Source organism: Achromobacter sp. JD417 (assembly GCF_041879325.1).
Taxonomy (GTDB): Bacteria; Pseudomonadota; Gammaproteobacteria; order Burkholderiales; family Burkholderiaceae_B; genus Achromobacter; species Achromobacter mucicolens.
In genome coordinates this window covers 407,596-419,535 of record NZ_CP087159.1, presented here as the reverse complement: position 1 = coordinate 419,535, position 11,940 = coordinate 407,596, and the positions used below count along the sequence as shown (strand labels likewise).

Annotated in this window: 13 protein-coding genes; 6 read left to right on the top strand and 7 right to left on the bottom strand. The window is 67.2% G+C overall.

Annotation, left to right across the window (positions count from 1 at the left end; translation table 11 throughout):
• Positions 1 to 322: 322 nt before the first annotated feature.
• Positions 323 to 475, bottom strand: a complete 153-nt coding sequence (locus LN047_RS01920; protein WP_175156449.1) for a hypothetical protein — start codon at positions 473 to 475, stop codon at positions 323 to 325.
• Positions 476 to 655: 180 nt separating this feature from the next.
• Positions 656 to 1,558 carry an NAD(P)/FAD-dependent oxidoreductase gene (locus LN047_RS01915; RefSeq protein ID WP_373981045.1) on the bottom strand — a complete coding sequence of 301 codons (903 nt, stop codon included), beginning with the start codon at positions 1,556 to 1,558 and terminating at the stop codon, positions 656 to 658.
• A 122-nt stretch (positions 1,559 to 1,680) separates the two neighbouring features.
• Here LN047_RS01915 and folB point away from each other — a divergent pair, with 122 nt between their 5' ends.
• Both folB and ttcA read left to right on the top strand, forming a co-directional pair.
• Complete coding sequence (gene folB, locus LN047_RS01910) at positions 1,681 to 2,040, top strand: dihydroneopterin aldolase (protein WP_056565007.1); 360 nt, start codon at positions 1,681 to 1,683, stop codon at positions 2,038 to 2,040.
• Between the two features lies 1 nt (position 2,041).
• The gene (gene ttcA, locus LN047_RS01905; protein WP_056319255.1) at positions 2,042 to 3,010 is read left to right on the top strand and encodes a tRNA 2-thiocytidine(32) synthetase TtcA; all 969 of its coding nucleotides are present in this window, start codon (positions 2,042 to 2,044) and stop codon (positions 3,008 to 3,010) included.
• Positions 3,011 to 3,086: 76 nt separating this feature from the next.
• Here the strand turns inward: ttcA and LN047_RS01900 are convergent, their stop codons facing one another.
• The 5 genes from LN047_RS01900 to apaG all read right to left on the bottom strand — a co-directional run bounded on the left by LN047_RS01900 (position 3,087) and on the right by apaG (position 7,941).
• The gene (locus LN047_RS01900) at positions 3,087 to 4,043 is read right to left on the bottom strand and encodes a D-2-hydroxyacid dehydrogenase family protein (RefSeq protein ID WP_373981044.1); all 957 of its coding nucleotides are present in this window, start codon (positions 4,041 to 4,043) and stop codon (positions 3,087 to 3,089) included.
• Positions 4,044 to 4,110: 67 nt separating this feature from the next.
• Positions 4,111 to 4,899 carry a DsbC family protein gene (locus LN047_RS01895; RefSeq protein WP_373981043.1) on the bottom strand — a complete coding sequence of 263 codons (789 nt, stop codon included), beginning with the start codon at positions 4,897 to 4,899 and terminating at the stop codon, positions 4,111 to 4,113.
• 153 nt (positions 4,900 to 5,052) lie between these two features.
• The gene (locus LN047_RS01890) at positions 5,053 to 6,222 is read right to left on the bottom strand and encodes a UbiH/UbiF family hydroxylase (protein WP_373981042.1); all 1,170 of its coding nucleotides are present in this window, start codon (positions 6,220 to 6,222) and stop codon (positions 5,053 to 5,055) included.
• Complete coding sequence (locus LN047_RS01885; protein ID WP_373981041.1) at positions 6,219 to 7,526, bottom strand: murein transglycosylase A; 1,308 nt, start codon at positions 7,524 to 7,526, stop codon at positions 6,219 to 6,221. Before LN047_RS01885 ends, LN047_RS01890 begins: the two co-directional genes overlap by 4 nt.
• 40 nt (positions 7,527 to 7,566) lie before the next feature.
• Positions 7,567 to 7,941: a Co2+/Mg2+ efflux protein ApaG gene (apaG, locus tag LN047_RS01880; RefSeq protein WP_056319266.1), complete on the bottom strand. Its 375-nt coding sequence runs from the start codon at positions 7,939 to 7,941 to the stop codon at positions 7,567 to 7,569.
• A 127-nt stretch (positions 7,942 to 8,068) separates the two neighbouring features.
• Between apaG and rpe the strand changes: the two genes are divergently transcribed.
• The 4 genes from rpe (at position 8,069) to LN047_RS01860 (ending at position 11,932) form a co-directional block, all read left to right on the top strand.
• On the top strand, positions 8,069 to 8,797 hold the full coding sequence (rpe, locus tag LN047_RS01875) for a ribulose-phosphate 3-epimerase (RefSeq protein WP_056319268.1): 729 nt from the start codon (positions 8,069 to 8,071) through the stop codon (positions 8,795 to 8,797).
• A 10-nt stretch (positions 8,798 to 8,807) separates the two neighbouring features.
• Positions 8,808 to 9,515, top strand: a complete 708-nt coding sequence (locus LN047_RS01870; RefSeq protein ID WP_373981040.1) for a phosphoglycolate phosphatase — start codon at positions 8,808 to 8,810, stop codon at positions 9,513 to 9,515.
• A 271-nt stretch (positions 9,516 to 9,786) separates the two neighbouring features.
• Positions 9,787 to 11,307 (top strand): anthranilate synthase component I, encoded by a 1,521-nt coding sequence (trpE, locus tag LN047_RS01865; RefSeq protein ID WP_056319273.1) that lies wholly within the window; start codon positions 9,787 to 9,789, stop codon positions 11,305 to 11,307.
• Between the two features lie 58 nt (positions 11,308 to 11,365).
• On the top strand, positions 11,366 to 11,932 hold the full coding sequence (locus LN047_RS01860; RefSeq protein WP_062840098.1) for an aminodeoxychorismate/anthranilate synthase component II: 567 nt from the start codon (positions 11,366 to 11,368) through the stop codon (positions 11,930 to 11,932).
• Positions 11,933 to 11,940: the final 8 nt, after the last annotated feature.

The window sequence follows — 11,940 nt, the reverse complement described above, 5'->3', positions numbered from 1 at the left end:
CGCTGCCACGCACAGACGTCGTAGTTTTTAAAGCGCGCACGGGTTGTCCTTGGTGCCAAGCGGCACTACCGCTTTTAGAAGCTGTCGATACTGCGTGTAAATCAAAGGAGTCTTATTAGTGAACCGAATTGATCTGGTGTTAGCAGATGCTTGAAACGATCCGATTTATCTGCCGCAGTATCCTGAGCGACAGCACGTGACTAGCGCCGACAGCGCTAAAAGGTTGGGCGACGGCGGTCACGCCCGGGCACAGCGCAGCGGCCGATACGACGGCCAGGGTTGTGAAACGTAGCTTCTTTGCCTGGCGCCGGGCGCTCGACGTTTACGCGTAGCGCGGCACGCCCTCACCGTCCAGGACGATCGTGCACGGCGCTTGCGTGAAGTGCAGCGGCGCGCCGGTGACGGTGCGCAGGAAGGATTCGCTGACGCCCGCCTTCATGGCGTGCACCTGCTTGGCGCCGACGGTCAGGTCCATCGCGGCGCCGGCCCGATTCTCCACGATGACCCTGCCCCAGCCTGGCCGACAGCTTGTCGGCGATGTGGCGCGCCGAGATGTCGATGGTGCCGCCGGGCGCGGCGCGGTCAAATGCCTATTCTGGAATCCGGAGGTGTGGGTTCGCCTGGGCTGAAGAGCGCATCGTGGCCCGCCGCCCGTTCACGCCCCCGCGCGCTCCCAGCGCCGCTGGATGGCCTTGGCGGCCACCACGCCGTCGGCCATCGAGGTCACCACGCATGGATGCATGCGGTGCGCGACTTCGCCAATGGCGTAGATGTCCGGCACGCTGGTCTCGGCGGTGGCGAAGTCGGTGCGGATGTAGCCGCGCTCGTCGCGCGCCAGGTGCAGCGTGTCGGCAAACGCGGCCTGCGGTTCCCAGCCGTAGAAGACCAGGATCAGGTCGTACTGGCGGCCGTGCACGCTGCGCGCGGCGGGATCGACCTGGTAGGGGCCGATGTGCACGCCTTCGGACCCGGCGCGCGTGACCCACTGCTGCTGGGCGCGCACGCTGCGGGCATACAGATGAACCGTTCGCGCGCCGCGGTTGCGCACGTAGACGAAGTTTTCAAAGGCGTTGTCGCCCCCGCCCAGCACTGCGACCGACAAACCCGAATAGTCCTGCGCCACGATGGGCGAGCCGGGGCCGATCAGCACGCCCGGCCAGGAAGCGCCCGGCGGATGGCCGGGCAGGCCCTTGGCGCGCACGCCCGAGGCGATGACCAGGGTGCGGGCACGGGCCAGGGTCTGCTCGCCGTCCGGACCAGAGAGCGTGGCCTCGATGCCGCCCTTGCACGGCCGCACGCCGGCGACGCGGGTTTCCAGCCGCAGGGGCACGTTGGCGGCGCGCACGCTGGCGTCGATATTGGCCGCGACCTGCTGGCCGGTGACGCCGGGCAGGACAGCGATCCAGTCGTCGGCAAACGGGTTGTCATTGCCCAGGCCGCCCAGGCGGGCGCTGGCCTCGACCAGCAACGGCGACAGGCCCAGGCGGGCCAGCCAGAGGGCGCAGGAGGCGCCGGCCGGGCCGCCGCCTACAATGACCGAATCGTGCATCTGTTGCATTTCACCCCTTATTGACTGCGCCGGCGCCTCGCGGGCGCCCGGACATGGCCGGATTGTAGCCAGCGCGTCACCCCCATCCGTCGTCGCCTTACAATTCGGGCTATTCCACCCAGGTTTTCATCATGCCCACTCGCCGCATCATTCTTTCCGGGCTTGCGCTCGACGCCCGCATCGGCATCCTCGAGCACGAGCGCCGCGCCACCCAGCCCCTGCACGTCGATGCCGAATTCGACGTCGACATCCAGCGCTCGGTGGACGACCACGACATTCACAGCGTGCTGGACTACCGCCGGCTGCGCGAGGCCATCGTCGAGGAATGCACGCAGGCGCACGTGAACCTGATCGAAACCCTGTCCGAACAGGTCGCGGCGCGCCTGCTTGCCGACTTCCAGGAAATCCGCGCGCTGCGCCTGCGCATCAGCAAGCCCATGGCCTTCTCCGACTGCGCGGCGGTGGGCGTGGAAATCCAGATCAACCGCTGACATGAACGATATCGCTCCCCCCGGCGTGCAATTTCGCACGCCCGCCGACGAAAAAGCCCGGCACGAAGGCAACAAGCTGACCAAGCGGCTGGCGCGCGAAACCACGCGCGCCCTGTCCGACTACAACATGATCGAGGAAGGCGACCGCGTGATGGTCTGCCTGTCCGGCGGCAAGGACTCCTATGCCATGCTGGACATCCTGCTGCAGCTCCAGAAGCGCGCGCCGTTCAAGTTTGAACTGATCGCCGTGAACCTGGACCAGAAGCAGCCGGGCTTTCCCGATCACATCCTGCCGCAGTACCTGAAGGAACTGGGCGTTCCCTTCCACATCGAGACGCAGGATACGTATTCCATCGTCACGCGCGTGCTGGAAGAGGGCAAGACGATGTGCTCGCTCTGTTCGCGGCTGCGCCGCGGCATCCTGTACCGCGTCGCCTCGGAACTGGGCGCCACCAAGATCGCGCTGGGCCATCACCGCGACGACATCCTGGCCACGTTCTTCCTGAACCTGTTCTACGGCGGCAAGGCCAAGGGCATGCCGCCCAAGCTGGTGTCCGACGACGGCCGCCACACGGTGATCCGCCCGCTGGCCTACGTGGTCGAGTCCGACCTGATCGCCTACGCCGAGCTCAAGCAATTCCCCATCATTCCGTGCAATCTTTGCGGTTCGCAAGAGAACCTGAAGCGCAAGGAAGTGGGCCGCATGATCAAGGAATGGGACAAGCAGCACCCGGGCCGGTCGTGGAACGTATTCAACGCGCTGTCGCGCGTCGTTCCCTCGCACCTGATGGACCGGGACCTGTTCGACTTCGTGGGCCTGAAGCCCACGGGCGTGCCGGACGCCAACGGCGACACGGCGTTCGATACGGTCGACCCCACGGAAGAGGCAGACGAAGCGTGCGGCGATACGCCGACGGCGTTGGAGCCGGGCGCAATCATCGAAAAGAAGGTGATGTTCTCGCGCGGGTGATGCGGCGCAGGACAAACAAACAAGGGGCTGCGATTGCAGCCCCTTTTTTTTGCAGCCTTGCGCTTGCGTTGCAGAATCAGGCGTTCAGCACGCGGATCGGCGCGCCCGCCGCCCAGGCCTTCACGGCTTCCAGGCAGTTCTGGTAGAACGCCTCGAAGTTTTCGCGGCTGACATAGCCCAGGTGCGGCGTGAGGATCACGTTGTCCAGGTCGCGCACGGTATCGGTGGGAGACAGGGGCTCCTCGGGGAAGACGTCCAGGCCGGCGCCGGCGATACGGAATTTCACCAGGGCGTCCATCAGCGCTTCCTGGTCGACAAGACCCGCGCGCGACGTGTTCACGAGGTAGGCGGTGGGCTTCATGGCGGCCAGCGCGGTGGCGTCGACGATGTGACGGCTGCGATCGGACAGGATCAGGTGCAGGCTGACCACGTCGGACGTGGAAAAGAGTTCGTGCTTGTCCACGCGCGCGACGCCGGCGGCCTGGGCGCGCTCGTCGGTCAGGTTGGGGCTCCAGGCCACGACGTCCATGCCAAAGGCCAGACCCACCTTGGCGACCGCGGCGCCCAGCTTGCCCAGGCCCACCACGCCCAGGCGCTTGCCGGCCAGCGGCTCGGGCATGCCGGTCTGCCACATGCCGCGGCGCATGGCGGCGTCTTCGGCGGGAAGGTGCTTGAAGAGCCCCAGGATGTGCGCCCACGCGAGTTCCGCGGTGGCGGTGTTGGCATCGGCGCTGCCGGGCGCGCCGGACACGACGATGCCCTGCTCGGCGCAGGTCTGCATGTCGATGGCGTTGTTGCGCATGCCGGTGGTGACCAGAAGCCGCAGCTTGGGCAGCGCGCGGATGCGTTCGGCGGGGAACGGCGTGCGTTCGCGCATGGCGACGATCACGTCGAAGGGCGCGAGCGCGGTTTCGACCTGGTCGTCGGGGATGAAGTTGTTGAAGATCTGCACCTCGGCGTCGCCGCCCAGCGAGGTCCAATCCGCATAGCGCCGGGCTACGTCGTGGTAATCGTCGAGAATTGCGATTTTCAAGTCTTGTCTCCGGGAGGGATGGCGCTTGCCGCGCCCCCCTTTCCCGGGCCGGCGCGACGCGCGCCGGTCAGTTCAAACGGGCCTTGAGCTGGTCCAGCGGCAGCGCGCCGCTGATGCGCGAGCCGTCGGCGAAGAACAGCGTCGGCGTGCCGCGCACCATCAGTTGCTGGCCAAGCGCCAGCAGCTTGTCTTCGGGCACGTCGCAGTTGGCGGTGGCCGGCGTCTTGCCGCGCAGCATCCAGTCGTCCCAGGTCTTGCCCTGGTCCTTGGCGCACCAGACGTTGCGCACCTTGACCTTGGAGTCGGGCGACAGGATGGGATAGAGGAAGGTGTAGACGGTCAGGTTGTCCACGTCTTCGAGCGTCTTGCGCAGCTGCTTGCAGTAACCGCAGTTGGGATCTTCAAAGATCGCGACCTTGCGTGAGCCATCGCCCTTGACCTGCTTGATCGCCAGATCCAGCGGCAGTTGGTCGAAGGTGACGGCGCTGAGCTTTTCCTGCGATTCGCGGGTGACGTCGCGGCGCGTGGCGGCGTCGATCAGCGGTCCTTCCATGACCCAGGTGACGCCTTCATCGGTGTAGATCAGGTCCATGCCGAGCTGCACTTCGAACAGGCCATAGGGCGTGCGGCGCACGGTCGTGACATTCATGCCCGAGAAACGCTGCTGAAAGCGTTCCTTGACGGCGGCCGACTGCGGATCGAGTTCGGTGGTGGAAACGCTTTTCTCGCCCTTGGCCGCCTGTCCCACGGCCTGCGTGGAAACGGACTTTGCGCCCTGCGCTTGGGCCGTGGCGGACAAACCGATGCCCGCGGCGAGGAAACAGGCCGCCAACGTGGCGGGAATGCGGAATTTCATCGGTACTCCTGGTCTTGTCAGTCGTGTGTCTTGCCGGAAAGCGTAACCGATCCGGGAGGGACAGCCGTGGCAGGCGGCGGATGTGCGTATCCGTATCAGACGGCCGCCGGCCGCCGCAGGTTCCGCCCGGCGCCGCCGCCGGGCCTGGCTGGCCTAGTTGGCGGACGCCCCCGCGATCAGGCGGCGCTTGATCAGCGGCGCGCGCTCGACCCAATGCATGCCGGCGTTGCGCAGCCAGACAAGCGGCGTCGCCTTCGATCCGAAGAGCTTGTGCAACCCGTCCGTGGCCAGCCGCATGGCCAGTACCGGCTCGGCGCGCGCCCGCTGGTAGCGGTGCAGCACGCGCATGTCGCCGGGCTGGCGGTAGGGTTCACGTCCGGCGACGATGCGGGCCAGCGCCTCGACGTCGCCCAGCCCCAGGTTCAGGCCCTGCCCCGCCAGCGGGTGCAGGCGGTGCGCCGCGTCTCCGGCCAGTGCGATGCCGGGCGCGACCATCTGGGCGCGCTCCAGCGTCAGCGGAAAACCGTGCAGCTTGCTGCGGACTTTCAGGCGGCCGAGCCGCCCTTCGGCGGCCTCGGCCAGCAAGGCTTCCAGGCGGGCGGTTTGCGCTTCCTGCGGCAGTTCCAGTAATTGCTGCGCCAATTCGCTGCGCATGGACCAGACCATGGACACCTGCGGACCGTCCGCGGTATCGGGCAACGGCAGCAGGGCCAGCACGCCGTCGTCGCGGAACCATTGGAACGCGGTGCCCTGGTGCGGCAGTTCGGCGTCCAGATGCACGACGAGTCCGGTGTCGTTGTAGGACTGGGCTTCGTGCTTCAGCCCGGCAGCCTCGCGCAGCGGCGAGGCCGCGCCGTCGGCGCCGACGAAGAGCTCGGCCTGAATGCGTGCGCCGCTCTCAGTCTGGACCGCGCCATCCTGGTAACCGGTGCAGCGGTCTTCCAGCCAGGCGATGCCGAACATGCGCACGGCCTGGATCAGGACGCGCTCGATCTCGCCGGATTCGACGATCCAGGCCAGCTGCGGCAGCGCCGCCTGCCAGGCGTTCAGGTTCACCTGGCCATCGGCGTCGCCGTGGATCTCCATGGCCTGCACGGGCATCAGGCGGGACGCGGGCATGGCGTCCCACACACCGATGTCGGCCAGAAAGCGCTGGCTGGCGGGCGAGATGGCGTAGACGCGCGGGTGATAGTGGTTGGGATCGGCCGGCGGCACGGCGGCGCGCGGCGCCAGCACGGCCACGCGCTGGCCGCGGCGGGCCAGCGCCAGGGCGGTGGACAGGCCGACGATGCCGGCCCCGCAAACTACGATCTGATGGCTCATCGTGCGGAGGGCTCCCCGGCCTGTTTGGGCCACAGCAGCCACATCTGGCCGCGTTGCTTCATGCGGCCGGCCTGCTGCCCGGCTTCTTCGCCGTAACCCCAGTAGAAGTCGGCGCGTGCCGCGCCCCGGATGGCCGTGCCCGTGTCCTGGGCGAACACCAGGCGCTGCAGGGGCCGGTCGGAGGCCGGATACGTGGTGGACAGAAAGAGCGGCGTGCCCAGCGGCACGAAGGTGGCGTCCACCGCCACCGAACGCCGCGGCGCCAGCGGAATGGCGTAGGCGCCCTTGGGACCTTGCTCGGGATCGATCACTGCCTCTTCGCGGAAGAACACCACCGCCGGGTTGGCATTGAGCATTTCAGGCACGCGCTTGGGATTGCGCTGTGCCCACGCCCGGATGTTCTGCATCGACGCCTGGTCGGCGGTAAGTTCGCCGCGGTCGATCAGCCAGCGGCCGATGGACACGTAGGGCTGGCCATTGTGGTCGGCGTAGGCGACGCGGATGGTCTTGCCGGCATCCGGGCCGTCCGTCAGCTGCACGCGGCCGGAGCCCTGGACCTGCAGGAAGAAGTTGTCCACGGGGTCGTCGACCCACACCACCACCGGTGGGCGGCGGCCGGAAGACGATTCGATGGCGGCGCGGGTGTCGTAGGGCACGACGCGCTTGCCGTCGAGCTTGCCGCGCACGCGCTTGCCGGCCAGGTCCGGATAGACCGACCCCAGGTCGATCGTCAGCAGGTCGGCGGGCACCGCATACAGCGGCCACTGGTAGACGCCGCCCTGGCGGCGCGATCCGCGCACCAGCGGCTCGTAGTAACCCGTCACCGTGTTGGTGGCGGGCTTGCCGTCGGCGGCGTTCAGGCGCCAGGGTTGCAGGTAGGTCTGCAGAAAGCGGCGCACGCCTTCGCCGTCGCCGGCAGCGGGCGCACGGGCCGGATCGATGGCGGCGGCGCAAACCGGCTGCCAGGCGCGCGGCGTGGCGCGCGCGGGCGCGGCCAGGTTGCCGCTGGTGGGCCGCATCAAGCCCTTGCAGTTGCGCAGGAAAAGGGGCCAGAGCTGGTTCAGGTCGTCGGCGCTCCAGCCGGGCAGCTCGGACCAGTTGGCCGGTTTGAGCTTGCCGGCCAGCGCGCGCGGCGGGGAATCGGGCAGCGAGGCCAGCGGCGGCACCACGAGCGGGCCGTCGGTCACCGCCGGGACGCGCGCGCCGGGGGTGGCGGGCTGGCCGGATTCAGGGGGGATATCCGAGGGGGTGGAACATGCCGCCAGAAGGACCGACAGCACGGACAGGCTAAGAATGCGCTTCATGAGCTAATGGAAAGACGTGCAACGGATGGCCGGACCAGGCTCAGTGCAAGGTGCGCGGCATGGCCAGGACGAATTCGGAGATCGGCACTTCGAACGGGATGCCGTTCTCGCCGACGCAGTGGTAGATGCCGCGCATCGTGCCCACCGGCGTGGGCAGGGGACAGCCGCTGGTGTACTCGAAGGTCTCGCCCGGGGCCAGGAGGGGCTGCTGCCCCACGATGCCCAGGCCGCGCACTTCCTGCACGCGCTGGTTGCCGTCGGTGATGATCCAGTGGCGGCTGATCACCTGCGCGGGGTGTTCGCCGGTATTGGTGATGCGGACGGTGTAGGCAAACACGAATTGCTGTTCGCCGGGGTCGGACTGTTCGGGCACGAAGCGCGGAGAGACAGAGACGCTCAGGTCGTAAGGTTTCACAGTCCTTCCCTGTGTGGCTGCACGCGGGCGGCGCAACGTCGGCGCCCACGCTTGAAAGACGGAATTTCAGGCGCGCCGGACCGGGGCATACCCGCTGCGGCGCCTCAAACTGCAATAATGGCACATTATGCCCTCCCCGACCCCGAACATCATGTCCAAGCAAACGGCCTGCACCCGCATTACTCCCAGCATCCTGTCGGCTGACTTCGCCCGGCTGGGCGAAGAAGTCCGCAACGTCGTCGCCGCCGGCGCCGACTGGATCCACGTGGACGTGATGGACAACCACTATGTCCCCAACCTGACGATCGGCCCGATGGTCTGTGCGGCCATCCGCCCCCATGTCCAGGTGCCGATCGACGTGCACCTCATGGTCGAACCGGTGGACGCGCTGGTGCCGCAATTTGCCAAGGCCGGCGCCGACTACATCAGCTTTCACCCCGACGCGAGCGCCCACGTGGACCGCACGCTGTCGCTGATCCGCGAAAGCGGCTGCAAGGCGGGCCTGGTCTTCAACCCGGCCACGCCGCTGTCCTACATGGACTACGTGATGGACAAGATCGACCTGGTCCTGATCATGTCGGTGAACCCGGGCTTTGGCGGCCAGAGCTTCATTCCGGCGGCGCTGACCAAGCTGCGCGAGGCCCGCGCCCGCATCGACGCCTGGATGCAGGCCGGCGGCCAGGAGATCGTTCTGCAGGTGGACGGCGGCGTCAAGATCGACAACATCGCCGAGATCCGCGCCGCGGGCGCCGACACCTTCGTGGCGGGCTCGGCCATCTTCGGCAAGCCGGATTACGCCGGCATCATCAAGGCCATGCGCGAGCAGATCGCCATCGGCGAAACCACCGCCGTCTAAGGAAATCGACATGACCGCTTTTCGCGCCGCGCTGCTGGACCTGGACGGCACCCTGCTCGACTCCATTCCCGATCTGGCCTTCGCCGCCAATGCCATGCGCGTCGAACTTGGCATGATCGCGCTGCGCGAGGACGTGGTGGCCACGTTCGTCGGCAAGGGCGTGGACAACCTGGTGCGGCGCAGCCTGGCCGGTTCGCTCGATGCCGCCGACCCGGCGCCCGACGAATTCCAGCGCGCCCGCGATGCCTTCTACCGCCATTACCATCTGGTCAACGGCGAGCGCGCGCAGGTCTACCCGGGCGTGATCGAAGGGCTGAAACTCATGCGCGATCAGGGCCTGAAGCTGGCCGTGGTCACCAACAAGCCCACGGAATTCACCTTGCCGCTCTTGCAGCGCACGGGGCTGGCGGGCTTTTTCGAGGCCGTGGTGTGCGGCGACACCTGCGAGCGCCGCAAGCCCGACCCCGACCAGATCCACCATGCGTGCGACCTGATGGGTGTGGGCGTGAACGAGGCCGTGACGATCGGCGATTCGATCAACGACGCGCAGGCGGGCCGCAGCGCGGGCACGCAGGTGCTGGTGGTGCCGTACGGCTACAACGAAGGACGTGACGTGCGCGAGTTGGATGTCGATGGTATAGTTGACACGCTTGTTGACGCCGCCCAGTGGGTTGCGCTCTGGAATCAGAACCAGAACGCCGCTAAAGTCCCAGCCTGAAGCGCGTCGCAACCCAAGCACGAATTCACTACCGCGTACTCATACCGAACCGCTAAATGAACGTCTCCATCCAGAACCAAATGCTCGGCGCCTCGTGGCGTTGGTGGCGTTTGTCTTCCGGGTGGCGATGATTCCCTTCCCGGCCCTAGACGCGACCTTGCCGCCTAGCGCCGACACTGTGTAAACAGAGCCCAACCCGGAACCAGTCAACTGGACCGGGTTTTTTGTTGCGTGCCCGGTCCGAAAGCAGACACCGCTTACGAGACCCGACATGACCGAAATCGAATTCAAGGCCCTCGCGGCACAAGGCTACAACCGCATTCCGCTGGTGGCCGAGACCTACGCCGACCTGGACACGCCGCTCGGCATCTACCTGAAGCTGGCGCACGCCGGCCCCTTGGCCGGCCGCATGACCTGCCTGATGGAATCCGTGGTGGGCGGCGAGCGCTTCGGGCGCTATTCGTTCATCGGTCTGCCGGCGCGCACCGTGATCCGCGCCAGCGGCACGCGCACCGAAGTGCTGCACGACGGCAAGGTCGCCGAAACCCACGACGGCGACCCGCTGGCGTTCATCGAGCAATACCAGAGCCGCTTCAAGGTCGCGCTGCGTCCCGGCATGCCGCGCTTTTGCGGCGGCCTGGCCGGTTACTTCGGCTACGACACCGTGCGTCACATCGAGCCCTGCCTGGGCCCCGCGGTCAAGCCGTTCCCGGCGGGCATGGAAGGCGGCACGCCCGACCTGATGCTGATGCACGTGGACGAACTGGTCATCGTCGACAACCTGGCCGGCCGCATCTACCTGATGGTCTACGCCGACCCGAGCCAGCCCGAGGCCTACAGCCGCGCGCAGCAGCGCCTGACCGACCTGCGCGCGCGCCTGCGACGCCCCGTGGAAATTCCCTACAGCCACGCCAGCATGCAGACCGAGGAACGGCGCGATTTCAAGAAAGAGGACTACCTGGCGGCCGTCCTGCGCGCCAAGGAACATATCGCCGCCGGCGACCTGATGCAGGTCCAGATCGGCCAGGTCATCGCCAAGCCCTTCCGCGACTCCCCGCTTTCCCTCTACCGCGCCCTGCGGTCGCTCAACCCCTCCCCCTACATGTACTTCTGGAACTTCGGCGACTTCCAGGTCGTGGGCGCGTCGCCCGAGATCCTGGTGCGCCAGGAGCGCACGGTGGAAAACGGCGAGCCGAAGTCGCAGATCACGATTCGTCCGCTGGCGGGCACGCGCAAGCGCGGTGGCACCCCGGAAGAAGATGCGGCGCTGGCGGCCGAACTGCGCGCCGACCCGAAGGAGATTGCCGAACACGTCATGCTGATCGACCTGGCGCGCAACGACGTGGGCCGCGTCGCGCAGGTGGGTTCGGTGAAGGTCAGCGACACGATGGTGATCGAGCGTTACTCGCACGTGATGCACCTGGTGTCCAACGTGACCGGCACCCTGAACCCCGGCATGAGCAGCATGGACGTGCTGCGCGCCTCGTTCCCGGCCGGCACGTTGACCGGCGCGCCGAAGGTCGAGGCCATGAAGATCATCGACGAACTGGAACCCGTGCGCCGCGGCATCTACGGCGGCGCGGCCGGCTACCTGAGCTACGGCGGCGAGATGGACGTGGCGATTGCCATCCGCACCGGCGTCATCAAGGACGGCACGCTGTACGTGCAGGCGGCTGCGGGCATCGTGGCCGATTCGAACCCCGAAGCCGAATGGGCCGAGACGGAAGCCAAGGCGCGCGCGGTGCTGCGCGCCGCCGAGCAGGTGCAGCACGGCCTGGACGAACCCATCTGAGCCCCCCGGCCGAACCGAATCACCGCCCGGGCCACCGAACGGCCCCGAGGAGAAAAAAATGCTGTTGATGATCGACAACTACGATTCCTTTACCTACAACCTGGTGCAGTACTTTGGCGAACTGGGCGTGGACGTGCGCGTGGCGCGCAACGACCAGATCACGCTGGAAGAGGTTGCCGCGCTGAACCCCGACCAGATCTGCGTGTCGCCCGGCCCCTGCTCGCCGGCCGAAGCGGGTATCTCGGTGCCGCTGATCCAGGCATATGCCGGCAAGAAGCCCATTCTGGGCGTGTGCCTGGGCCACCAGGCCATCGGCGCGGCCTTTGGCGGCAACATCGTGCGCGCGCAGCAGATCATGCACGGCAAGACGATTCAGCTTTCGCACACGGGCACCGACATCTTCCAGGGCCTGCCGACGCCGTACACTGTCATCCGCTACAACTCGCTGACCATTGACCCGGCCACGCTGCCGGACTGCCTGGCTGTCACCGCCACGGCGCCGGACGGCGACATCATGGGCGTGCGGCACAAGACGCTGCCGCTGTACGGGGTACAGTTCCACCCCGAATCCGTACTGAGCGAGCACGGCCACGCCCTGCTGCGCAATTTCCTGAACCTCGCCTAAGAAGGACG